Origin of the sequence: Sphingobacterium endophyticum (assembly GCF_009733535.1) — a bacterium.
In the GTDB taxonomy this organism is placed as follows: Bacteria; Bacteroidota; Bacteroidia; order Sphingobacteriales; family Sphingobacteriaceae; genus Sphingobacterium; species Sphingobacterium endophyticum.
This window is the reverse complement of sequence record NZ_SMMI01000013.1, coordinates 44,158-70,362: the sequence shown is the minus strand read 5'-3', so window position 1 is coordinate 70,362 and position 26,205 is coordinate 44,158. Positions and strand designations below refer to the sequence as shown.

Genomic DNA, 26,205 nt, shown 5'->3' with positions numbered 1-26,205 from the left:
TCAATTTCCTAACCTTGAGAGGCATCATAAACCTCGTCTTCAGAATGAGCATTATTTTGTGTTAATCCATTGATTGAAAATCCGCCTACTCCAGCTCGGACTCCAATATTTGGAGAAAACCACTTCCCAACGTTAAATCCAAAATAAGGTGTAATTAATTCGACGACCTTTGCCTGCCTGTTGTGATCACCAAAATAGTGCTGAACCCCAGCACCAACGGTGATAAACCAATTGTCCTTAAATGGATTGAGGATCAACTGCGAAGGATCCTTACTTTGGACTACTAGCGTATCTTTCTTAATCTCAATCTCTTGAGCGAATGAACACTGAACTCCTGAAAGAATGAAAAGACTAACCGTCAATCCCTTCATTTTAGTTAATGATTTAAACATTAAATAATAATAAATTGTTATCAAATACCGATGCAAACTTATAGCATAGAAATATTACATTTATTCTTATTATTTAATATATTCAGTTATGAAGTAATCCAATTACACGACACTTCAACCCATAAATTATTGGTTAATTATTCAAAAAAAATTAAAAATTTTAGCTTAGTCTTTAGAGCCTGATCTGCTAATTATACCCCCACCATATGATACATCCATATATTTTTGCTATACACTTAATTTAAAATTCAATTAACAATTATTTAATAACCTCTATGAAATTGCAGAATTTTTTTAAGGCTAATTTTATCAGTTTTGATAGGGATTTAACAAGAAAATGATGCTTGGTAATAGAGGATTTCAACAATAAATGCCCCTTTTAAAACTGCTTTTTCAATTGAAAAAATGTTGTTCAATTTTTTTATTGTTAAATTAGAACATGTTAATAATTTGAACCTAACTTTCAAGGCATGAAAATAATAACTAGGATTTGGCATGGAATAACAAAAAAAGAAGATGCAGATGCATATTTAAACTATCTTTTTGAAACGGGAATAAAAGATTACAGAAGTATTAAGGGCAATTTGTCCACAAAAGTCCTAAGAAGAATTGACCATGATATCTGCCATTTTATGACTGTTACAGAATGGAATTCTTATGAAAGTATCCAAGAATTTGCAGGTGAGAAATTTGAAAAAGCTAGATATTATAAGGAAGATAAAAAATTCTTATTGGAGTTTGAAGAGTTTGTAACACATTTTGAAACCTACATTATTGATTAGGCATTCACGATAGGTAAACGGAAATAAAAGGTACTCCCAATACCCAATTCGCTTTCAACCCCTATTTTTCCGCCTTGGTTTTCAATAAATTCTTTAGAAATTGACAAGCCTAATCCTGTACCACTCCTTAAACTTCCTGGAATTTGAAAATACCGGTCAAATACCTTTTTCTTATACGCTGAATCTATTCCTTTCCCATGATCTTGAACAGAAAATATTAAAAAATCATGCTCTTTCCTAACATTCACTAAAATTTCACTGTTTATTGGTGAATATCGAATGGCATTTGTTATAAAATTTGTTAATACCCACGCTGTTTTTTCTTCATCAACATAAACTTTTGGCAGGTTTTCTCCAATTGAAGTTTGTATATCTATATGTTTTTGTTCAGCTTGCATCCGTGTAGAATTTAATGCATATTCAATGATTGGCTCTGGGTTTGAAATTTGAGAGTATAATTTAATATTTCCTGTTTCAACCTGGGAAATATTTAATAACTCGCTCGTAATTTTTAAAAGCCTAAAACTATCCTCTTCTATTCCTTCTAATAATTTCTTCTGCTCACCTGTCAATGTTCCTGTCCGAGGATGCTTCAATATCTCTGAACTTAATTGTATGGATGCAATTGGTGTTCTCAATTCATGAGAAACTGTAGCAATAAAATTTGTTTTTGCTACATCTAATTCCTTATACATGGTTACATCTCTTAGAACTATAACCTCTCCAATTTTCTGACTTTCAAACTCTCCTGTAGGGGTAATTTCCATAGGAATAATCTGCTTTTCAAAATAACTTTCTTTATTATTTGAAAAAATCTTCATCGTTGAATCAGACCCATTTAAGTTCAAAACATTTCTCAATAAATCATTTTGATTTAATATATCTTGTATGTTAGAATTTATGAGTTCAGATCTTTTTAATCCTGCAACTAATAAAGCTTCATCATTAATAAAAATCAAATTATTATTTTCATCTAGCCCTATTACCGGGTCATGCATGCTGTTTATTAATGTTTCGACCCGCTTTTTCTCTTCTAAAATCTCATCTAATTTACTGTTTGAATATTCTTGTAATCTCTCTGCCATTATATTAAATGACCTGGCCAAATCAGCAAATTCACTCTTTCCTTCAAAAAATAATCGCTGATGATAATTCTGCAATGAAATTTCCCCAATGCTTTCGGACAATTTTTTTATAGGATTAGCAATGTTATTTGGCAAATTAACAAATAGTACAAAACTTATTAAAAAACATAATGCCCCAATGATTGAAATCCACACAAATGCATGATTTCCCATTTCTTTAGCATGATCACTCTTCTTAACGATTGCTTCCATATTTACTGTCATTAGCCTCACTAAATCTGATCTGAATGCTGTAACTGCACCTAAATCATTTGGATTTTCTTTCAATTTTGCTAAACTAATTGAAAGTTGATCTGTAATTCCTTCCTCTCCTTTCTCAGTAACATTTAATTTTTGCTTATTAAAATTTGACTCTAATTCATTAAGTGACTCCTTATCCGAATTAATCTGGTCTGATGCCCTCAACATATTCCTAGCATATTCAATTGAATTATAATTAGCGGCCAATACATTTTCCGTATCTTTCTTTAAAGAATTTAAAAACAAGGTACTAACCGATGCGAGGATCAATATCATCAAAAACAATAACCCAATCCCTAAATATAACTTCGTTTTAATTTTCATGATAATACAATTAAATCAACCTCAATTTTATCCAACTTCTTAATTAAGCGATGAAAAATACTTACCGACCAAATTACCCTCAAGAAAGATATTCGTGGACGACCAATACATAATGTTGTAATTTTTTTACTTATTACTTGGCTAACTATATTTGAAGGTATGTCTTGGCTTTGAACCTGAATAACTTGTCCCCCTAATTCCGTTGCCAATTTAAAATTATTAATCAAATGTCGCTGTTTATCTAAAGGGATTTTATCCATTCTTTCTCTAGGTGTCTGAATATATAATACAAACCAATCTGCTTGATAAAAGCTAGCTAGTCTGGAAGTTTTACGGATCAATCGTTTCGCTTTTTGCTCATTTGTGCCAATACATATCATGAATCGCTCTGACCTCCGTCTTGAATCTGAATATGAACCATTTTCATGTTTTTTAATTGCATGTACTGCAACTTCCTTGATCGCCAACTCTCGTAAAAATAAAAGCTGCTCAGGTTGAAAAAAATTCCTTAATGCAGTTTCAATTTTTTCTGACGAGTATATCTTTCCTTCCTTCAATCTATTTATTAAATCTTCAACTGATAAATCAACAAATAGTAACTCGTCTGCCTTTTGTAGAACCTGATCAGGTATTCTTTCGTTTATTGGTACTGAAAGTAAATCTCCTATTTCTGCCTGCAACCCCTCTAAATGTTGAATATTTACAGCTGATATTACATTGATTCCAGCCTCCAAAATCTCCACGACGTCTTGCCATCTTTTCTCATTTTTACTGCCAGGAACATTCGTATGGGCCAATTCATCAACAATGACGACTTCAGGTCGACGCTGTAATACCAAGTCAACATCTAAATCTTCTAATTCATTCCCTTTATAATATATTTTTTTCCTGGGTAGTAATGGTAAACCTGTCAATTTTTGAATTGTCTCTCTACGACCATGAGTTTCCACGTATGCAATTTCAACATCAATACCATTTCTTATCAAATCATGAGACTCTTGAAGCATTCTATAGGTTTTCCCAACTCCAGCGCACATTCCTAAATATATTTTAAACTTACCACGTCTAGATTGCTTAATAAGTTCTAAAAAATGCTCAGCAGATTTCCGTTGAAATTCCATGACTAAATATTTAAAACTGATACCCTAATGATGTAGTAATGGAGGTAAAATCCCTCCGATTTCCTTCTTCATATTCAATAAGGGAATAGCAGGATTTTAGTTTTCTAAATTCCGTCCTAAAAATCAAACCCTTGTAAATTTCGAAATCTATCCCGCCTGAATACCCATACATATTTACACCTTTATTCTCAAATTGACCAAATATTACTCCATCATCATCTCCAAAATATTCAAACCTCCCATTTAATTTAATCCTTGAATTAATTAAATAACTACTCTGAATACCTGTATTCCACCAAATATTTGTTCTATCTATAGATGGTTGTTTTTGGAGTCCATAATCTATGTTTACCAAAATATTCAGCTTCTTATTTAAGTTAAGTTGAGCATAAAAGTCATGAAACAATCTTGTACTATCCTGACCCTCATCCCCAATATATAAACTACTATTAAGAATAATAGATTCATTTGGCTTATATTGAATTTGTTCTCCAAAAGATAACTTCCTAATTGTATTGGGAAGTTGTATCCTCTGCCAACCATTTAAGGCCAGAACAGAAATATAAAGTCTGCCATTTTCCGATGTATATGACAACCTTGCACCCGTCTCAAAATAAGGTGAATTTTCTGCCGATAAACTCCGTGTCAAACTTATATTGTTTATAGAAATAGCACTCTCGCCACCTATATGAGAGGGTAATACTCCTATGTCCAGCCATAAATTCTGCTTCTTCATCAATTTAAAACCCAAATTTGCTTCATAAACATTTTTCCAAACTCCCTCTTCATTGACATAATTGGCATTCATATAACTCCCTACAGCCATACTTAAATCACTTCGCACCCATTCATAACGATATTTTGCACTTAACATAGCCATATTAACGGAAAATTCATTTGTCCTATGATGACTATAAATAAATGATGGTTTATTATGCCTTTCAGAACTATTTAAATCATAACTATAATAAGTCTCAACGTATCCTGTTATACCTATTTTACCACTCACAGAATCCTTTATTTCTTGCCCTTCAGCTATCCCGAAACCTACAATAAAACTCATACTATAAAACCATTTACTTAGCATACCTCACTCCCTTCTCCTTAGAAAATTGATCCAATCGTATATTTAGTTCTAATACATTAATTTTTTCCGGACCAAACAATCCCCACAATGGCTTTTCAGTTGTTTTATCAATTAATTCAAAAATATCCTTCTCCGCCAATCCCCGAACTTTTGATATCCGAGGAACTTGAATAACCAAAGACGATACTGAAAGATGAGGATCCAATCCACTTCCACTAGCTGTTACAAGCTCTGAGGGAACTTCTCCCAATTCAACATCAGGGTTTTTGGTTAAAAAATTATCTATCCTTGCTTTCACTCCGGCTATATATTCAGGGTTGCTACTCGATAGATTACTCCCACCAGAACCAGCTGCATTATAGTCAACTGCAGATGGACGTGACCAAAAATATCCATCTAACGTAAAATTCTGTCCAATATTTTTATAATACGTTCTTCCTCCTGATTCAATTAATAAACCTTTACCTTGATTTGGACTTATCTGTGCAATTGCCAAAATAATAAATGGATAAATGACCCCTAATAATAAAAAGGAATATAGACTCAATTTTATCGCCGGTATTATATGTGCTCTCATTTTTTTAAATAAATAATGTAATAATCAAATCAATAATTTTGATTCCTATAAAGGGAATGATCAAACCTCCAAAACCATAAATCATTATATTCCTCCTTAACAAGGCTGTTGCTCCAATGGGTTTATAGGTCACCCCTTTAAGCGCCAATGGTATGAGAAACGGAATTAAAATTGCATTGAAAATAATTGCAGATAAAATAGCCGATTCTGGACTGTGCAATTTCATAACATTTAATGGAGATAATGCCGGAATAAACGCAACAAATAAGGCCGGAATGATGGCAAAATATTTAGCAACATCATTTGCTATACTAAAGGTCGTTAAGGTTCCTCGTGTCATTAATAGCTGTTTCCCAATTTCAACAACCTCAATTAATTTTGTTGGGTCATTATCAAGGTCAACCATATTTCCAGCCTCTTTTGCCGCTTGGGTCCCACTATTCATCGCTACGCCCACATCCGCCTGTGCCAATGCTGGAGCGTCATTCGTTCCATCACCCATCATCGCAACTAATTTCCCTTCTTCTTGCTCTTTTCGGATGTAATTCATTTTATCCTCCGGTTTTGCTTCTGCAATAAAGTCGTCAACTCCAGCCTTATTCGCTATATACTTCGCAGTTAATGGATTGTCACCAGTCACCATCACCGTTTTAATACCCATTTTTCTCAACCTTTCAAATCGTTCTTTTATACCTGGTTTTACAATATCCTGCAATTCAACTGCTCCTAAAGCCTTTTCATTTACAGACACAACTAATGGTGTTCCGCCATTACCGGAAATTTCCTCTACGATGCTCTTCAATTCTTCTGGAAATATATTCCCCGCAGACTCTACCAAGCTTTTTATGGAATCGGTGGCTCCTTTGCGAATCCTCTGACTTGAGATATCTATCCCAGAACATCTCGTTTCTGCAATAAACTTTATGACCTTCGATTGCTCTAATGCAAAAGAAGATTTACCTAATCCCGAAAGTTCAATTATGGATTTTCCTTCTGGGGTCTCATCATACAGGGAACATAAACTTGCTGCTTTTATTAATTCTATAGAATCAACGTTTGATATCGAATGAAATTTGGTTGCTTTTCTATTACCTATGGTTATCGTTCCTGTTTTATCCAAAAGTAATACATCGATATCTCCTGCAGTTTCTACTGCTCGACCAGATTTTGTCAAAACATTCGCTCTTAATGCTCTATCCATTCCGGCAATTCCTATCGCAGATAATAGTCCCCCAATCGTAGTAGGAATAAGACATACAAATAATGAAATCAGGGCCGCTATGCTAATTGAAACATTGGAATAATCTGCAAATGGTTTTAAGGTCACACATACTATGATAAAGACCAAAGTAAATCCAGAAAGCAGAATTGTTAAGGCAATTTCATTAGGTGTTTTCTGACGCTTTGCGCCTTCCACTAAGGAAATCATTTTATCCAAAAAACTTTCACCAGATGCCGCTGTAACTTTCACTATAATCCGGTCCGAAAGGACTTTTGTGCCTCCGGTAACGGAACTTCGATCACCTCCAGCCTCTCTTATTACTGGCGCAGATTCCCCCGTAATTGCACTTTCATCAATCGTTGCCAATCCTTCAATGATCTCTCCATCACTCGCTATTATATCTCCTGATACACAGATAAATTCATCGCCTTTATTAAGTTCTGATGAAGATATTGTCCTTCCATCCTTTAATTTAGCAGGGGTTTCTTCTCTTGTTTTTCGTAAACTATCTGCCTGTGCTTTTCCTCTTGCTTCTGCTATTGATTCCGCAAAATTTGCAAACAATAAAGTCAATAGTAAAACCAAAAAAACAATAAAATTATATGTAAAACTACCTTGTGATTGATCACCTATTAATATAGCCAAACATACTACAGCCATAATCCCTGCACATACCTCAACAGTAAACATGATTGGGTTTCGAATCAGTATTCTTGGATTCAATTTGATAAAGGATTCCTTGAATGAAGCTTTTAATAGCTCATTATCAAAAAATGGATTTTCTGATTTCATCTTGTTATTTTTTAATTGAAAAATATTCTGCAACTGGCCCTAGAGTAAGAGTAGGGAAAAATGCAAGTGCAGCAATAATGATTATCACGGCAAAAACCATGAAGCCAAAACTGACGGTGTCAGTTTTTAATGTTCCAGATCCTTCGGGAATAAATCTTTTCTCTGATAATAGTCCTGCAATTGCTATTGGCCCTATTATCGGTATAAATCTGCTGAATAAAAGGACAATACCTGTACTTATGTTCCACCATAATGTATTATCTCCTAATCCTTCAAAACCACTTCCATTATTTGCTGATGCTGAAGTAAATTCATACAGCATTTCTGAAAACCCATGAAATCCTGGATCATTTGTAGTATCAGAACCTATCGAAGGAAAGGATACTGTTATTGCTGTACCAATCAGTATTAAAAATGGATGTAGGAGCGCTACAAGCATTGCAATCTTCATCTCTCTGCCTTCAACTTTTTTTCCTAAAAATTCAGGCGTTCGGCCAACCATTAAACCTGATATAAATACAGCTAGAATAATGTAGACAAAGAAATTTAACAAACCTACTCCGTTACCTCCATAAAATCCATTGATCATCATCGCTAACATTTGATTCATTCCCGATAGAGGCATGCTACTATCATGCATAGAATTGATAGATCCTGTTGAAATGACTGTAGTGACAATTGACCAAAATCCAGATGCCGCAGCACCAATTCTAACTTCTTTCCCTTCCATCGCTCCTCCTGATTGATTAAGCCCAAGCCTCTCAATCGTTGGACTTCCTTGGCTTTCCATGATCGTATTTGGTATGGCTAAGCATAGAAATCCAATTGTCATGACTGAAAAAATCATCCATGACAGCTTCTTTTTCTTGATAAAAAATCCAAAGGCAAAAACCATGGCTACTGGAATGATAAACTGAGCAACCATTTCAACCATATTTGTAAGATAACTAGGGTTTTCCAATGGATGGGTTGAATTCGCTCCAAAAAATCCACCTCCATTAGTACCTACATGCTTAATCGCAACGAAGGCTGCAACTGGTCCTCTAGAAACTTCAATGCTGTCACCTTCTAGATTAATCATTTTGTCTTTCCCAGAGTAGGTCATCGGTGTGCCTTCACACAAAAGTATGATGGCAACAAGAAGGGATATTGGCATCAAAATTCGAGTACAAGACTTCAAAAAAATCGTGTAAAAATTACCCAACTTTTGACCACCCTTTCCTTTAAATGCCTTGAAAAGCAATATTGCTGCTGTAATTCCAATACCAGAACTTACAAATTGTAGGAACATTAGACCTGTTTGGGAAAGGTAACTTACTCCTGACTCTCCAGAATAATGTTGAAGATTACAGTTCACCACAAATGAAATAGCCGTATTAAATGCTAGATCAGGTGTCATATTAGGATTCCCATCTGGATTCAATGGTAAATACCCTTGAAACATTAAAATTAACATTCCAATAATAAACCAAACCAGGTTAATTGTTAACAGAGCCACCAAATTCTCCTTCCAAGTCATTTCCTTCTGATAGTTAACTCCTGATATTCTTAAAATTAACCCTTCCAATGGAGCAAATAATTTATCTAAATAATTAGGCCCTTCTGAAAAAATATTCGAAATATATTTACCTAAGGGGATCGCTATGAGGATAGTTATAAAAAACATAGCAAAAATTCCCCAAACCTCTGAGTTCATATCCATTGTTCTAAAATTTTTCGGGATTTATTAAAACATACATGGTATAAATAAATACCAAGATTGAGATTATTAATAATGGGATCATATCGTTAATTTTCTAAAATTGTTCATATGTATAAGTGGCAAATCCTTTGGAAATAATTGTATTATCCTTCTCATTCCTCTAAATGTCCTTGAAAAAATCAACGCATTTAATTAACAAGGCAAAACTTAGCAGTCCAACTACTATTAAAATCAAGGTTAGAATCATGTTATTTATTCGGTTGAATGATATATACTTTTATTAATTCAATAGGTAATTTTGAAATTCCCCTTTTACAATGATCAATGGTCCACAAATGCTCCATGCTTGACAGGCAATGTTTAATCTCTTGGGATGTAATCTTTTCCATTTTTTTAATATTCATTTTTAACCCAATTGCCAATGTTTATTCCAAACAGAAAATTCAACATCTAACTAACTGATTATATGAGAGATATACATTTTATTAAAATCTAGGCCATAAAAAAACCCTATCATTTTGATAGGGTTATTATCTTTTTGAGAAAAAGTAAATAGTGTTTAAGGATTTATACTGTACTCCTCTAATTTTCGGTATAAAGTAGCAACTCCAATTTCAAGTAACCTTGCAGCCTCTGCTTTATTTCCATTTGTATGTGATAAAATTTTCAGAATATGCCTCCTTTCAATTACTGACAAAGACGTCTCAGAATTACTAGTTGAAGTAAAATTGCTAATACCAAAATCATACGGCAAAGACTTTTCATCCAAAACATTTCCGTCTAATAGGATTAAACTACGTTCAATGATGTTTTTTAATTCCCTAATATTTCCTTTCCAAGAGTGATTAACTAGTAAATTAATATATGAATCTGAAATTTTTGGAGGTAGTAAATTCAATTTTACGGAATGTAATCCGACAAAATAATTAACCAAAAAGGGAATATCATCCTTTCGATTATCTAAGGATGGAATTTCTATAGTAAATACTGATAACCTATAATAGAGATCTGACCGAAACCCTCCTTCTTCGGACTCAAGCTCTAGGTTTCTATTCGTAGCTGCAATAATTCTGACATCAACCTTTGTAGGCTTACTTTCACCAACCTTCAAAAATTCACCTGTCTCTAAAACACGTAATAATTTCGATTGTAACTCGATAGGCATTTCCCCAATTTCATCTAAAAATAACGTTCCGTTATTCGCTTCTTCGAATAATCCTTTTTTATCCTTTAGAGCTCCAGTAAATGATCCTGAAACATGACCAAATAATTCTGATTCCAACAAATCTTTACTAATTGCAGAACAATTTAAGGCAACAAATGCCCTTCCTCTTCTTTTACTCTCAAAATGAATTGACTGGGCAAAAACTTCTTTACCTGTACCGGTCTCCCCTAACAATAATACCGTTGTATCAGTCTGTGAAACTCTTTTCCCTAAATCAATAACCTTTAAAAGCTCTTTTGACTTACCTATTATTTGATCAAATGAATATTTCTTTCCAATTGCACGTTCGAGATTTTGAAGCCTTTGAACCAAATCAACTTTCTCAAATGCTTTATTTAACAAAGGAATTATCTTATTATTATCATCTCCTTTAGTTATATAATCAAAAGCTCCATTTTTCATCGCTTGAACTCCATCGGAAATTTGACCGTAAGCGGTCATTAATATCACCTCAGAAAATGGCTGTATTTTCTTTATCTCTAAAACGGCCTCCACCCCATTCCCATCAGGCAATTTTACATCACATAAAATAATATCGATTGATTTGCTTTTTAAAATTTGAAAGCCCGATTTCAATGTGGAGGCATGGTATATCTCCAAATCTTGCCATTCAAACTGAATTATGCGGGCCAATAATTGACGAAGTTTTTCTTCGTCATCAATAAGAAGTATTTTCTTTAGCATAAGACGAAATTAGTATTTAGTATTGAGTATTTTAAAATGTTTTAAAAGATACCCATAAACGTAAAAATCCCAAGGCGGGGAGCCTTAGGATTTTATTAAACCAATTATTAACCTAAATTATGAAATATAATTACTTATATTTTTTATAATGTTAGTATAACGCATGCAAAAAAGAATTCGCTTCAAACCTATGGCTGGCTTAACATATTTTAACATTTATAATATTTAGAATGATATGTAATAATCAATTATAATAGCTTTTGAAATCCAGTAAAATTTTTATCAATTCTATGATTACATTTGCGCCATGATTATTAAAAAACTAATACTATTATCTTTTTCTATCCTACTTTACCATTCCCTAATCGCCCAACAAATTTTAAAGGGTAAAGTAGTCCGTATTTCAGATGGAGATACAATCACAGTATTGGATAGTTTAAATCAACAACTTAAAATCAGGCTGCATGGTATAGATTGCCCCGAAAAAGGTCAAGATTATTATCAAGTTGCAAAAGATTACCTGGGAGGATTATGTTTTCAAAAGCAGGTAATAATATATATTTTAAAATACGACCATTACAAAAGAGCAATAGGGAAAGTTTACTCTGACTCGCTGGAAATTAATAAAGAATTATTAAATGCTGGATTAGCATGGCATTTTACCCAATTCGACAATTCAGAAGAATATGCCTTCGCTGAAATGCAAGCAAGAATTAATAAAAAAAACCTTTGGTCCCTAAAAAACCCTACTGCACCTTGGGAATTTAGAAAACAGAAAAGATTAATTCAAAAATCCAAAAAACAGGCTGCTGATTAATTTTTTCTTATTGAAATCAATTTGAAAAATTCATTTACCATTAATGGAATAAGGCCAAGACCAATAACTTTTAACCAATCATAGAGTCCTATAAGATGTAATTTAAATGACTCCCTCAATACGGGTATAAATAAAACAAGTAATTGTAATGCAAATCCAAGTATAATTGCAAGGATTAAATATTTATTTGAAAATATTCCAGAATTAAAAATTGTTTTTTTCTCATTTCGAAAGGATAAGGAATAAAATAATTGAGAAGCGATAATTGTTAAAAATGCCATCGTTCTTGCGTAAGCGTGAATTTCATCCGGAATTTCGTCTTTAAAGGGGTCATAGCCATGTTCATAGTAACCTATTAAAAAAGCTATAATCGTTAATAGACCAATCAAAACACCACCTACGATTATTTTTCTTGCACCCCCATGGGAGAAAAAGTTTTCATTGGTTTTCCTAGGTTTTTCGTTCATCACCGAAGGATCTCCAGGATCCATACCTAAGGCAACCGCAGGTAAAGTATCTGTAATTAGATTAATCCATAATAATTGAGTAGCCAATAAGGGAACTGGTAGCCCTGCAACTATTGCCACTAACATCGAAACAACTTCTCCTAAATTACTGGCCAATAAAAAAATAACAGACTTTTTTATATTATTATAAATATTCCTCCCTTGTTCAATAGCTCCAATAATTGTAGAAAAGTTATCATCCGCAAGAATCATATCTGAAGCATTCTTAGCCACATCCGTCCCGGTTATTCCCATTGCAACCCCAATATCTGCTGCCTTCAATGAAGGGGCATCATTTACCCCATCTCCTGTCATTGAAACAATGTTTCCCTTGGACTTAAATGCTTTTACGATATTAACTTTATGTTCGGGTGAAACTCTAGCAAAAACCCTATATTCCTCAATATGTGATTCTAAATCCGAATAAGAAATATCATTTATTTCCTTTCCAGTTGTTACCTGATTCATATCATCAGCAATTCCCAATTCCTTGGCGATTGCAAATGCAGTATTGCCGTGATCTCCAGTAATCATAACTGTAGTAACGCCAGCTTGTTTAGCTAATGAAATAGACTCCTTCACATCATTTCGTGGCGGATCAATCATACCTACAACTCCGATAAATACTAAATTATGCTCAAAATTCTCATGATTTAACTTTTCATGACTATGTTTAAATGCTACTGCCAATGTCCTCAGTGCTTTTTCCGACATTTTTTCTATGGCCTCGTTGATTTTTTGCTTATGATCCTCAGTTATGGGCACAGATTCATTATTTTGAAGCACAAAATCACATTTAGTAATTAAATTATCAACGGCTCCCTTTGTATATATAATAAAACCAGAATCCAATTGATGCATAGTAGACATCATTTTCCGGTCAGAATCAAAAGATATCTCATCAATTCTTGGTTCTTCCTTTTGAATATGCCTTCTATCTAATCCCCATTCATCTGCTAATGCCAATAATGCAATTTCTGTAGGATCCCCAGTTTGTTTCCCCGATTCCAATGTCGCATCTGAAGCTAATACCATAGCTTTTGCTAATAAATCCTCCTCAGGGGTATTATCTGATTCATCCTCAACCAATATTAATTGATCGCCAAAAGTAAATACTTCTTTTACCGTCATTTTATTTTGCGTCAGTGTTCCAGTTTTGTCTGAACAAACCACGGTCACTGAACCCAAGGTTTCTACTGCAGGAAGCTTTTTTACTATGGCATTTTTCTTCGCCATCTTGGTAACTCCTATGGATAAAACAATTGCAACAATGGCTGCTAGACCTTCTGGAATGGACGCTACTGCCAAGGATACTGAAGTCAAAAACATCTCTGTAAGGTCCCTCCCTTGGAAATAAGAGATCACAAAAATTAGTACACAAATTCCAATGGCTAATTTTCCTAATGTTTTTCCCAGATGATCCAAACGAATTTCCAATGGAGTTTTTTCAGTCTCTTCATTTTGTAAATAGCCTGCTATCTTGCCTACTTCTGTGTGTGTTGAAGTACCAATAACAACCCCAACACCTCTACCATAGGTAACTAGGGTAGACATATATGCTAAATTCACACGATCTCCTAAAGGGATGTATTCGTTATTAAGAACAATTGCAGCATCTTTATCCGATGAAACAGACTCTCCGGTTAATGCAGATTCGTCTATCTTAAGATTAGCGGTCTCAATGAGCCTTAGGTCTGCCGGAATATATCTTCCGGTTTCCAAAATAACTATATCTCCAGGCAACAATTCTTCGGAATCAACTTCACGAATTTCACCAGACCTCCTTACCAATGCCTTTGGATGTGATAAATTCTTTAAAGCATCAATTGCATTGTTTGCCTTTAATTCCTGATACAAACCTAAAAATGCATTAATAAGGATAACAATTAAGATGATGATGCCATCTGTATATTCACCCATAAAAATGGTTATGGCAACCGCAACAAATAACACATAAATTAATGCATCGTTTAGCTGCTCAAGAAATATCTTGATTATGGATTTTCTCTTTTGCTCATTTAATTTATTCTTTCCAAAACGATGTAATCGACCCTCTAGATCAGCAGAGTTTAAACCTATTTTAGGATCAACATCCAGTGCCGATAAAACATCCTCTATAGATTGATTATAATAATGAACAGTTTCTTTATCTTCTTTTGATGCCATATATTATTGAATACATATATCCAAAAATAGTTCTATGTTATGACCTAATTGATGACTTCTATCACTTTCAAAGGCCATAGTTAAATTATTTTTCATATATAATCAGTTTCAAAACAGATCCAAGAATCTTCCAATCTAAAAATTTGACCCTTGCCTTAATCCTATCTTATCCAGAATAAATTAAAATGGCCTCTTTCAGAAAACATTAAATTATTACCTTTCCCATTAGCGGATCGGTAATACTTGACTTACCATTTTCAACATGGCCAGCAAATCTTACATACAAATTTGGATCCTCAGTGGAAGTTATTTCAAAATCATACCAACCATTTGATTTTTCCAAATTCCATCTCTCCTTCATATTCTTTGTTTTGGCAATAGTTTTAGAAAAATTAGTATATGAGGGATCTTTAATTACTAAAGCCATTGTTGAACGAATGCATTCAATGTGGAATTCATTCTTTTTGTTGTGTGTCGATGATTTCAAATTTCCTATGTTGGAATTTACATTTCCTTTAAACACTCTGAAGAAGCCATTGGGACCATGTACTGAAAAACAAAATGTTGGATCTTTGATTTCAGATAGTTTAATTTCAAATTTAAGAACCTCTTTTGGCTTAACAGCAAAATTCCAAACCTTGCCAATTTCATTCTTAGAACCATATGCCGTATGTGAAATAAGTTGAAATGGAACTCCTACAACTTTTGTCTGTGGTAAATTACCCTTAATTTCAAATAGAAAAGCAATCGTTGAAGAATCTTTAGTGAAATTGACATCAATATCATAGGGAATAGCGCATGCAGGCTTTGTACCTTCTTCTTGAATACCCAGACTAGTATTGATCGAGAGGTTATTTCTAAACTGCTTAATATTCGCTTCAGAAACTTGCTGATAATTACCAGGTAAGGATTTTGATTTTGCATTATAAATCCTATCAACATATTGATCGCGATTAACAAAATCAAGATTTGGTTTTTTTATGTCTGGAACTGCTCTAAATGCAGAAGTTAAGTTTCCACAAATCAACCGTCTCCATGATGAAATATTTTCTTCAATTACGCTTTTGTTAAATTTCTTTTGAATAAAATATTCTAAGAATTGTAATGTTGATGTATGATCAAAAACTTCAGAATTCACCCAGCCTCCTTTTGACCATGGTGAGGCGATAACCATAGGAACGCGATATCCCAAACCAATTGGGCTGTCATGTTCTGCATTTGTTTTTCCAGTTCGGTGATTTTCCTGTTCCACTGTCACATACTCATCTTGTGTATCCATACCTAGGGGAACAGCTCCTGTATCTTTTTTATTTGATAAGGGTGGAATAAATGGTGATACATGATCAAAATAACCGTCATTTTCATCATAGGTCAGAATAAAGATCGTTTTCTTCCATACCTCAGGATTTGATGTGAGAATATCTAAAGTTTCGGATACATACCAAGCACCATACCAAGGGGATCCTGGATGGTCTGAAAATCGACATGGAGCAACCAACCAAGAAACACTAGGTAAATTTCCAGAATTGACATCTAAACGAAATTGATGAAACACATCTCCTTTGGGTACTTCTATCATCTCATCTCCAGAACCCTTAATTTTAGTCAATTCATGATAATTTGGATCTTTGATATTGGTTACAAATGCTCTGTTATGTATTTCTTGCTCATGTTTACCAAGTTTATTAAAATTTTCCGGAGTATATAATTCTACATCCTTCCGATAACTCTCCAACTCCCGAATTACTTTTTCGTAGGCCTCCTGATTGGCAAATTTTGCAACAGTCAATAAGTGTTCTAAATCCTGAACCCTCTTCTGCGCATACCTATAATAGGCCGGATGGAATTTGACCTGATATTGCTTATAGAATTCAAGATTATTGTCCGTAAAATTAGCTAACCAATCCTCCTCTTCGCCTTCAAATCCTACAGGTAAGCTCAATTCATTCTGATATACCTTCCAAGAAATCCCCGATTCTTGCAATCTTTCAGGATATGTTTTCCAAGAAACATCTTTATAATTGATTTGTGAATTATCTACATGGGCAGTTGATTCTGGGTTATGTGGTTCCTCTCGAATTGCACCAGACCAGAAATATGAACGGTTAGCACTGGTTCCCGTTAAGGATGAACAAAAATGTTGATCACAAACTGTAAAGGCATCCGCAAATGCATAATAAAATGGAATATCCTTTCGATCATAATATCCCATTGTTAATGGCATCTCTTGGTAGTCAGGATTCCCTGCCTTCTTCGCTTCTAACCATGTATCCATTTTCCCTTCGTTACGCGCCGCAACCATATCTCTCCAGCCATGTGGTAAACTCCCCATCCAGGTCGAATTTGTATTTACAATGTCTAAATGGAAAGGTGAAAATATTTCACTTTTCTTGTTTTCTTGATACCACACCGGTAAACCATTAGGCTGCCTTAAAACTCGAGGATCATTAAATCCACGAACACCTTTCAAGCTTCCATAGCAATGATCAAACGATCTATTTTCCTGCATCAGAAACACAATATGTTCTGCATCTAAAAAGTTTGTTCCTGGATTAGCATCAATAGCCAATGCTCGCTGTATTGACTCGGGAATCATATTGATTGCTGCTGTGCTTCCAGCTAGCATCGAAGCTTTTTTAAGAAATTCTCTCCTTGTATCCATTTATAATTCGTTTAGATCCCAAAACTAGGATTTAAATAACTTGATTCTTCAATTTAGTTAATTCATCATAAATATTTAACCTCAGCTTATTATATCCTTAACATTTTTACAAAATCAAAAAAGACTTGACTCTTATAAAATAAAAAAGCCCAACCTAAATGGTTGGGCCAATCTATATACTTAACTAATCCTATTGGTAACCAGGATTCTGAAGCAATTTCGTATTTCTATTGATTTCATCCCTATGGAATGAAGTGAAATACATTTTATCATTCCAACTCCTATTTTCAATACCTGGGTTTAAGGTATTTACGGTATAGGTATATGTATAGTTGTTTATATCATATTTATAAATATTAACAGTCTTCCCTGGTTTAAGTTGACCAAAAATATCCATAATAGTAACTTTACGACCCAAAGTTGTAGGAGCAATCATCCAACGTCTGGCATCAAAGAAACGGTGTTCTTCATAAGCCAATTCAATACGACGTTCGTTTCTATACCTTTCTTTTAATGCGGCTCCAGTTTCTGTAATTGCCGGCATTCCTGAGCGGAAACGGATTTTATTTAACCAGGTTTTAGCTTCTGCATCTTCCCCTAACTCAATACATGCTTCGGCGTAGTTTAATACGGCCTCAGTATATCTTAATAATGGCCAAGGAATTTGCTGACGTGTATTCTGATCAATTATTGCAGGATTAGGATCTACAAATTTGCGGTAATAATATCCGGTATAAGAACCATTCCAATCTTCAATTGGGCTGTTTCTTGTATCCAATCCAAATGAAACTGTTTTAGAACCAGAACCATTTCCAATTTCATAACGTCCAGTTTGAATTTGATTATACGGATCTCTATTTTTCACATCCTCAGTTCTAGGTTTCCAGGTAGATCCATCATGACTGATGGTAGCATAAAACCTAGGATCACGATTGGTATATGGGGCTGCCTTATGCGCTGGGTTATCCCAACTAAATTTCACTCCCGTTAACATTTCATAATCATCTACTAACAACTGTATCGGCGTATTTCCAGACCAGTTATGATAGCCGTTTGGACCATTATCACGGCCAACATAACCACCTCGCTCATCCTTTAAATCAACAAAGAATCGTCCTAAAATTAAGTCTTTCTTTCCTTCAGCATTCGCAACCTTACTTCCACCGCCCATCGCGATATCTAAATAATTCGCAGTGCCTTGTTCTGCAGTTACAGGAGCTGTCAAACTCATTTGATACCCATATTCTGAATGGTCTACAACCTTCTTAGCAGCATCCTTCGCTTTTTGCCATCTTGCTCTTTTATCGCCAGAAACATAACCTAAAAATTCTGGTTTAGAATAAGCACTGATCGTGGCTGACTTGCCTTTTGCTGTGGGAATATCGTGAAGATCTGATGCAGCATATGTCAAAACTCTTGCCTTTAATGCTAATGCAGCAACTTCATTGGCCCTTCCATCAACTTTCCCAACCCCTTGCATCAAGGTAACAGCAGAGTCACAGTCATTTACAATCAAATTAACACACTCTTCATAAGTATTTCGCTCTTTCATATAATCCGCCTCTCCCAATTCATAAACATTGGTAATCAATGGTACAGAGCCATATAGTCGAAGCAACTGCTGATAGAAATAAGCCCTTAGAAAATAAGCTTCTCCCAACAATTTATCTGCTTGACCTTTATCAAACTGTGGATTTCTTAATTGTTGAATGGCGATGTTAGTAGCACGAATCCTGGAGTACATATGTCCATAGTTATAGGTATCCATTATATAACCTTGATCAGCTGCATTGGACCTACTTTCAGTTACGGTGTTTATACCACGGCCTGGATGGGTAAAAAGAGCCTCATCGGTCATGGAAGCCATCTGTTGCTCGTAAAATCCTCCTACCCCAAATCCATTGTATATTTCGTAGACAAATGCCTGAGCCAGCGCCCCATCTGTCCAAACCACATCCTCTGATACTTCACCTAATGGTTTGGTGCTGACAAAATCGTCATTACACGAAGCCATTAAGCCCATTAAGGCCAAAGGAATATATTGTAATTTAAATTTTAATTTCATGTTCATCAATTATTAAAAGGAAACCATAATACCAGAGTTAATCAATCTCGCTTGTGGATAATATTGTCCAACTGCGTTTGTGGATTCTGGATCATAAATTTTCATTCCACTCCAAGTCAATAAATTCTGACCGCTTACAAAAATCCTAGCACTGCTAACACCAAATTTCTTGGTCCAGTCTGTTGGGGCGTTATAACCTAATTCTAAGGTTTTTAGACGAAGGTAGTCTGTATTACGCATCCAATAGGTATTATTGTAAGAGAAATATTGGTCACTACGGTCTGTAATACGCGGATGTTCCGAGCTTGGATTTTCAATTGACCAACGTTTTTCGTAGAAATCTAATAAATAGTTACCGATTGCACCTGACTCATCTGTACCTACTCTCATCTCTGCTCCCATTGCCCCTTGGAATAAAATAGACAAATCAAAATTCTTGTACGTAAATCCTAGATTAAGCCCTCCTTGGAATGTTGGAACAGTATTTTTATTCCTGCGAACTCGGTCATCTGGTGTGATCTTTCCATCGCCATCATAATCTTGATATTTCATATCTCCTGGACGAAGATTACCAGTGATATCAGAATAGTCTATGGTATTTGCATCAATGTCAGCTTGATCCTTAAATACCCCATCATAGATATAATACATACCAGCATTAATAGCGCGACCAGTACTTTTCTGCCATTCTGGTGCTCCCGGTGCCTCATCCCAAAAAATAATTTTGTTCTTAGCATAGCCTCCATTTACTGAAGCATTGAAACCTAATTCTCCAAAGGTCTCCTTATATCCAATATTTAAATCAAATCCAGAGTTGTCCACTTTTCCAATATTCTCCGCTGGTAATGACATACCTGTACTCTGAGGTATGGAAGCATTTCTACGCCATAAAATACTCTCGCGGCTATTTCTAAATAAATCAAATTCAGCGTTAAACTTCCCTCCTAAAAATTGAAAGTCAAACCCTAAGTTATAGTTATTCGCAACCTCCCAGGTGATAAACATATTCGGAACGCGACTCTCGTACAATGATTTAACAACCTCATTATTGATCACATAAGTACCAAATCCATAGGTTGAATAATATTGATACTCCTGAAGTGCACCATTGTAATAAATATTGTCATTACCCATTTGACCATAGGATGCTCTGATTTTAAAATAATTGACAAATGGCACATTCTCCTTCCAGAAATTTTCTTCTGAAACCATCCAACCTAGCATGGCTCCAGGAAAGAATCCATAACGTGAATCTTCAGGGAACATATAAGAACCATCATAACGCCACAATAACTCAGCAATATATTTGCCTTTGTAGTTATAATTAAACCTTCCAAAGTAGTTTAAACGAGCTCTTTCGTATGCACCTCCTGAGTTATCTTTTTCCGCATCTCCTCCAGCAAATAAATAGTCGATATTATTCGAAAGGAAATACCTTCTAAATGCTGAAAAATTATCATTACGTATGGTTTCACGGTTAACACCCGCCAAAATATTTAAGGTATGATCCCCTATTACCTTGTCATAAGATGCAACAGCTCCTAATAGAATGTTCATCTGATCCTCATTGGATTGATTCAATCTTGGTTCTGCCGGACCACGTTTTCCTGCTACTAATAATGGTGTAACTCCATCTGCTTCATAGTCTCCCTGCCAAGTATATAAATACCATGGAATCTCCCAACGTTTGGTTCCTCTTACGTATTTATCGATCGCCGCCGTTCCTGTTACTTTCAAACCTTCTACTCCCGGAATCTTGATTTCTACCTGTCCGTTAGTTTGGAAAAAATACCGCTTATCCCGATCATATCCCGTTGCATCAGTGGAAATAACAACAGGATTCTCTCCATATTCAATATCTGGACCTGGCATACCATTTGGCCAATATGCTGGCATCGTTGGGTTACCACGCATCAACATACGGAAAATTGTTCCCGCTCCTTTTGTAGGGAAATTCCTGTTTTCTTGTCTTCCTAAAACACCGAATTGGGTCTTGATATATTTATTGATGTTGGCATCTAAATTCACCCGGATATCATACTGCTTATAACCCGTTGCTGAATTTTTATAATACCCATCTTGGTTAAGATAACCTAATGACATTAAATACCTTAGATCTTCCGTCCCTCCCTCTAATTGAACATTATGCTTAGCCTGGGGAGACCAATTTTTTAGTGCTTCCTTATACCAATCCGTATTGGGATGTCCCCATGGATCAGAACCGTCTGCAAATAATTTTTTGTCCTCAGAATCAAAAGGTGCCGTTACCGTACTTCCATTTGGTCTTTTATATGATCCAGCTGAATTAAATGCATCTAGTGCTGCCCCCCATTCAGAAACTGGTAATTTATAAATTTCCAACTCATTACGCATCTCAGAATACTGAACTGCATCTGCTAATTTTGGTACAACTGTGGGTTGTGAAAATCCTTGGTTAAAGGTATATGATAATAATGGTTTACCCGTTTTACCTCGTTTGGTAGTAACAAGGATTACCCCATTCGCAGCACGGGCACCATAGATAGCTGCCGATGCATCCTTCAGAACCGAAATATTTTCAATATCTGCAGGATTTAAGCGATCAATACCTCCTGATCTTGCAGGAATTCCATCGATTACAATCAATGGACCTGAATCTCCAAGCGTATTCGTTCCACGGATACGAATTCCTGAACCATCATAACCGGGTTCTCCACTACCATTCGTCGCAACTACTCCAGGTACACGACCTGCCATAGCATTGGATAGATTAATGGCGGGAGACTTTTTCAGCTCTTCCCCTTTAACTGCTGATACCGCTCCAGTTACGGTCTCTTTTTTCTGAGTACCATATCCTACCACGACAACTTCATCGATATTATCTGATGTTGCTGACAAGTCTATATTGACGGTTGTTTGATTGGATACAGAGACTTCTTTTTTCTCAAATCCAACTGAAGTAAATACTAAAGTAGCTGAACCTGGCACCCCATCCAATGAATAATTTCCTTGTTCATCGGTTGTTGTGGCTTGGTTAGTACCTTTAACACTTACAGTTATTCCGGCCAAGGGCTGGCCAGTAGAAATATCTTTCACAGTTCCTCGAACTGTTACTTGATTTTGCCAATGCATAGCATAATTGGTAGCATGCACTGTTGAATGAGCAAATCCTGAAACTGAGGCTATGCTGAAAAGCATAGTGGCTCCTCCGATTCGAAGCATTTTCATCCCATTCTTTCCTTTGAAAAGATGGTGGCTTTTAACCATAGAATTAAGGCGTTTAAGTTATTATAGATTTATGTTTAGTTGCCCTAAGTTAGATAAAACAACCGTGTGCGCAAATCATTTTATAAATTTTTTATTCCCTAACTCTATTTCTAATTTTTTTAATTCAAGATAAATGTTGAATAAACACTTATAAATGATTGCTTCTCATTAAATTAAACCGCAGAATAGAATTTAATGATTTATTAATATAAATGTAACATAGAATTGAATTTTTGAAAGAGATTTAGATATCCTTATAGATTTCCCTTAATTTTTAATGGTTTAATTTTGATTTTGAAATCAAAAACTGATCATTATTCATAAAAAATAATACAATTACTCAGAAGAAATCCATTTTTATTATTAAATTTATTTAATCTATAATTAATTATTATGCATTTCTAATTACATTAAGATGAGGGTTATTCTTTTGCTATTATTCTTTTCTAAATCTTTCTTGTTAACAGCCTTGTATTCGTACTATAAACATACGTTAACAAGTGAATGGATCTTATTTTCATCCCTTTTTATTACTTCAATTTTCTATTTGATATGTTTAAAGAAAAAATAAAACGATCTATAGTATAAATAAAAAAGCCACCAAAAAGGTGGCTCTCAATATTTTAAATTAAAGTTTATTTCAAAATCTCATTTAAGAATAACAAAGTATGATTCCAAGCTCGTTTTGCCATAGTTGGATTATAATCATTCGATGCAGGATTTGTAAAGGTGTGTTTTGAATTAGAATAAGTAATAATCTGCCAATCTGCTTTCCCCTCGTTTAATTCCATTATTAAACCATCATAATCTTCTTTTTTAACAGAAGCATCATCTGCAGGATGCTCAACCAAAACCTTGGTTTTTATTTCATTATTTGGGCGATCCTTAGCCTTAGCCAATCCTCCGTGGATACATACGACACCCTCTACTGCCAATCCTCCTCTTGCAGCTTCAAGTGCCCCAGTGCCACCAAAACAATACCCAATGACTGCAGTTTTGGTAGCCCCTAATTTTTTCAATTCATCAAGACCTGCCTGAATCCTTTTTTGATAGGATTGATAATCATTTTTATATTGCGAAGAAAGCTTCGCAGATGCATTATTGTCCGAAGGGTTATTCCCAACTCCATATATATCCGCAATAAAAGCAATGAATCCTTGTTTTTCCAGAGCCAATGCAGTGTCCTTTGCTTCTTGGTCTATTCCCTTCCAGGCCGGTAGAATTAAAACTGCAGGCAAAGATTTTCCAGAATTGCTGGTAACCAATCCTTTCAATGATTGATTACCCTCCGAATATTCTACTTCTTTTAAACTTTGGCCCATTGCCAATTGCCCTAATAAAACACTCAAAAGAATGATTATATAATCCTTTTTCATAATTAGATATTTTAATTAAACTTTTTTATAACATCTCCATATCAAAATTTATTTATCCTTACCCTTAATGAAGGGTATGATACTCATGACGTCTGAATCGGAAAACCCTGCATCCTTCGCTCCTTGATAGGTTTCCAATATACTTGCTGTTAATGGAAATTTTGCACCAGCTTCAATAGCCAATTTTACATCTTTTAACATCAGATCAATCGAAAATGCTGCTGGGTATTCATCTTTTATAATGGATTTCGTCTTAACCTTTGAAGCACCGCTCCCACTTGCACTTTCATTGATAATGCTCATCATATTCTCCCTAGATATCCCTAACTTCTCCGCAAATAATACTGTTTCAGCCATTCCTTGATATAATATGGACAAATAATAATTAATACATAATTTAGCATTAACTCCTTGTCCATTTTCCCCCATATACTTCACTTCTTTACCCATAATTTCTAAATATGGCAATACTTTCTTCTCATCTTCCTCACTACCTCCTACCATAAATATTAAGGTCCCGTCTTTTGCCGGCTGTGTACTCCCAGCAACAGGAGCATCTATAAATCCTGCTCCTTTAGACTTAGTAATTTCCGATATCGCATTGGATGCTTCTTGTGATATTGTACTCATGTCCACGAATAATTTCCCTGCTATGTTCATGGATAAAATCGTTTCATAAACCGCATGTACAGCATCATCATTGGTTAGCATGGTAAATATAATATCACTTGACCTAATCAGCGTTACAATATCATGGCATATCATGCTGTTTTCAGCGAAATCTTGCATCTTTTCTGCCGTCCTATTGTATACAAAAAGATTTACTCCAGCCTTTTCTAAATTCTTGGCCATAGGTTTACCCATATTGCCTAATCCAATAAACCCAATCTTATCTTTATATTCCATCCTGCAATTTTTCATTTGGAACCGGCGCATCTTCAAGAATTATTTTTTCGGCTTTTAGTTCTTCCCAAAATCCAGCAGGTATCTTCATATCAAAAGAAGCCGCATTCGCTTTTGCTTGCTCTGCAGAACTTGCGCCAGGAATAACAGCAGATACAACTGCTGCTGCTGCTGAAAACTGTAATGCTGCTGTTCTTAGGTCTACATGATGGTTATCTGCAACTTGAGTCAATTTTTTCAATCTGTCGGCCGCAAATTCAGGAATATCTTTACCATACAAATACCTTGGCCTTCCCGCTAAAAATCCTGCACATAAAGGCGCTCCGACTACAATAGACATCCCCCTTTCTGAAATCTTAGGAAATACCTCCTTAAGATCATCCTCGTATTTTATTAATGAATATTGACACGCAGAAAGAAAAATATCAGGATCAGCCACTTCCAAAGTTTTTAAAATAGGTTCAATCGTATTTACTCCAAGTCCCCAACCTTTTATTAAGCCTTCCTCCCTCATTTTCGTTAATTCCTTAAAGGCACCATCCTGAGCAATTTCAAAATATTTAACCCAATCTTTACCCATATCGCCATTATCAGGTGATAAATCATGAACAAAAACAATGTCTAATGATCCTATCCCCATCCTTTGTAAACTATCTTCAATACTTCTTCTTGCACCTTCTGCTGTGTAGTCATACCGATAGGACGCATTTAGCTGACCTCCCCACATTAATCCCTTCTGTTTAAAATTATTTTCCGGCACCAATATCCTACCTATTTTCGAAGAAATAGTGTACTCCTCCTTTATTTTATCTTTGAGATAGAGCCCCATCCTGCGTTCACTTATTCCTAATCCATACCATGGTGAGGTATCAAAATATCTAACTCCAGATTTCCATGCCTGATCCATAGCCTCATGAGCAACCATATCTCCATGATCTACATTGAAACCATTTCCTATGGCAACACCTCCAAAACCACTTTTAGACTTAGGTCGAAATTTTACCATTTCCTTATTAATATTCTTTTGACTCATATAGTTTGTGTTTCCTATGATGTTATTCGGTAGATTAGAATGACCAACTACCAAACTACTTCCTAATATTATACTCTGTGAAATGAAATTCCTTCTATCCATTCATTTATTTTTCTAATCTTGTAAATATCCCCTTTT

18 protein-coding genes are annotated in these 26,205 nt (G+C 35.0%); 2 read left to right on the top strand and 16 right to left on the bottom strand.

The window, feature by feature from the left end; all coding sequences use genetic code 11:
• Positions 1 to 8 precede the first annotated feature (8 nt).
• The gene (locus E0Y80_RS20790; RefSeq protein WP_231596066.1) at positions 9 to 392 is read right to left on the bottom strand and encodes a hypothetical protein; all 384 of its coding nucleotides are present in this window, start codon (positions 390 to 392) and stop codon (positions 9 to 11) included.
• A 470-nt stretch (positions 393 to 862) separates the two neighbouring features.
• On the opposite strand from E0Y80_RS20790, the gene E0Y80_RS15375 reads away from it, so the two are divergent.
• Positions 863 to 1,174: a hypothetical protein gene (locus tag E0Y80_RS15375; protein ID WP_197091623.1), complete on the top strand. Its 312-nt coding sequence runs from the start codon at positions 863 to 865 to the stop codon at positions 1,172 to 1,174.
• Here the strand turns inward: E0Y80_RS15375 and E0Y80_RS15370 are convergent.
• From E0Y80_RS15370 to E0Y80_RS15335, 8 genes are all read right to left on the bottom strand, one after another.
• Entirely contained in the window at positions 1,171 to 2,883 is a 1,713-nt protein-coding gene (locus E0Y80_RS15370; RefSeq protein WP_156308559.1) for an ATP-binding protein, read from the bottom strand. The genes E0Y80_RS15375 and E0Y80_RS15370 overlap by 4 nt on opposite strands.
• The gene (locus tag E0Y80_RS15365) at positions 2,880 to 4,004 is read right to left on the bottom strand and encodes a sensor protein KdpD (RefSeq protein WP_156308558.1); all 1,125 of its coding nucleotides are present in this window, start codon (positions 4,002 to 4,004) and stop codon (positions 2,880 to 2,882) included. The genes E0Y80_RS15370 and E0Y80_RS15365 overlap by 4 nt, the downstream gene beginning before the upstream one ends.
• A 10-nt stretch (positions 4,005 to 4,014) precedes the next feature.
• Positions 4,015 to 5,067 carry an outer membrane beta-barrel protein gene (locus tag E0Y80_RS15360; protein WP_197091622.1) on the bottom strand — a complete coding sequence of 351 codons (1,053 nt, stop codon included), beginning with the start codon at positions 5,065 to 5,067 and terminating at the stop codon, positions 4,015 to 4,017.
• A gap of 13 nt (positions 5,068 to 5,080) precedes the next feature.
• Positions 5,081 to 5,668 (bottom strand): potassium-transporting ATPase subunit KdpC, encoded by a 588-nt coding sequence (kdpC, locus tag E0Y80_RS15355; protein WP_156308556.1) that lies wholly within the window; start codon positions 5,666 to 5,668, stop codon positions 5,081 to 5,083.
• A gap of 4 nt (positions 5,669 to 5,672) precedes the next feature.
• Entirely contained in the window at positions 5,673 to 7,682 is a 2,010-nt protein-coding gene (gene kdpB / locus E0Y80_RS15350) for a potassium-transporting ATPase subunit KdpB (RefSeq protein ID WP_156308555.1), read from the bottom strand.
• A gap of 4 nt (positions 7,683 to 7,686) precedes the next feature.
• The gene (gene kdpA / locus E0Y80_RS15345; RefSeq protein WP_156308613.1) at positions 7,687 to 9,378 is read right to left on the bottom strand and encodes a potassium-transporting ATPase subunit KdpA; all 1,692 of its coding nucleotides are present in this window, start codon (positions 9,376 to 9,378) and stop codon (positions 7,687 to 7,689) included.
• Between the two features lie 10 nt (positions 9,379 to 9,388).
• Complete coding sequence (locus E0Y80_RS21015) at positions 9,389 to 9,466, bottom strand: potassium-transporting ATPase subunit F (RefSeq protein ID WP_156308612.1); 78 nt, start codon at positions 9,464 to 9,466, stop codon at positions 9,389 to 9,391.
• Between the two features lie 477 nt (positions 9,467 to 9,943).
• Complete coding sequence (locus tag E0Y80_RS15335) at positions 9,944 to 11,293, bottom strand: sigma-54-dependent transcriptional regulator (protein ID WP_156308554.1); 1,350 nt, start codon at positions 11,291 to 11,293, stop codon at positions 9,944 to 9,946.
• Positions 11,294 to 11,600: 307 nt separating this feature from the next.
• On the opposite strand from E0Y80_RS15335, the gene E0Y80_RS15330 reads away from it, so the two are divergent.
• Positions 11,601 to 12,110, top strand: coding sequence for a thermonuclease family protein (locus E0Y80_RS15330; RefSeq protein WP_156308553.1), 510 nt, complete (start codon positions 11,601 to 11,603; stop codon positions 12,108 to 12,110).
• Here the strand turns inward: E0Y80_RS15330 and E0Y80_RS15325 are convergent.
• The 7 genes from E0Y80_RS15325 to E0Y80_RS15295 all read right to left on the bottom strand — a co-directional run bounded on the left by E0Y80_RS15325 (position 12,107) and on the right by E0Y80_RS15295 (position 26,169).
• Positions 12,107 to 14,782, bottom strand: coding sequence for a calcium-translocating P-type ATPase, PMCA-type (locus E0Y80_RS15325; protein ID WP_156308552.1), 2,676 nt, complete (start codon positions 14,780 to 14,782; stop codon positions 12,107 to 12,109). The two genes, E0Y80_RS15330 and E0Y80_RS15325, sit on opposite strands and share 4 nt — an antisense overlap.
• Before the next feature lie 205 nt (positions 14,783 to 14,987).
• Complete coding sequence (locus tag E0Y80_RS15320) at positions 14,988 to 17,444, bottom strand: phosphocholine-specific phospholipase C (protein WP_156308551.1); 2,457 nt, start codon at positions 17,442 to 17,444, stop codon at positions 14,988 to 14,990.
• A gap of 190 nt (positions 17,445 to 17,634) precedes the next feature.
• Entirely contained in the window at positions 17,635 to 19,509 is a 1,875-nt protein-coding gene (locus tag E0Y80_RS15315; protein WP_156308550.1) for a RagB/SusD family nutrient uptake outer membrane protein, read from the bottom strand.
• Between the two features lie 12 nt (positions 19,510 to 19,521).
• Entirely contained in the window at positions 19,522 to 22,755 is a 3,234-nt protein-coding gene (locus E0Y80_RS15310) for a SusC/RagA family TonB-linked outer membrane protein (RefSeq protein WP_231596065.1), read from the bottom strand.
• A 635-nt stretch (positions 22,756 to 23,390) separates the two neighbouring features.
• Positions 23,391 to 24,131, bottom strand: coding sequence for a dienelactone hydrolase family protein (locus E0Y80_RS15305; protein WP_156308549.1), 741 nt, complete (start codon positions 24,129 to 24,131; stop codon positions 23,391 to 23,393).
• A gap of 48 nt (positions 24,132 to 24,179) precedes the next feature.
• Positions 24,180 to 25,037: an NAD(P)-dependent oxidoreductase gene (locus tag E0Y80_RS15300; RefSeq protein WP_156308548.1), complete on the bottom strand. Its 858-nt coding sequence runs from the start codon at positions 25,035 to 25,037 to the stop codon at positions 24,180 to 24,182.
• Positions 25,027 to 26,169 (bottom strand): aldo/keto reductase, encoded by a 1,143-nt coding sequence (locus E0Y80_RS15295; RefSeq protein WP_156308547.1) that lies wholly within the window; start codon positions 26,167 to 26,169, stop codon positions 25,027 to 25,029. The genes E0Y80_RS15300 and E0Y80_RS15295 overlap by 11 nt, the downstream gene beginning before the upstream one ends.
• Between the last annotated feature and the right edge of the window lie 36 nt (positions 26,170 to 26,205).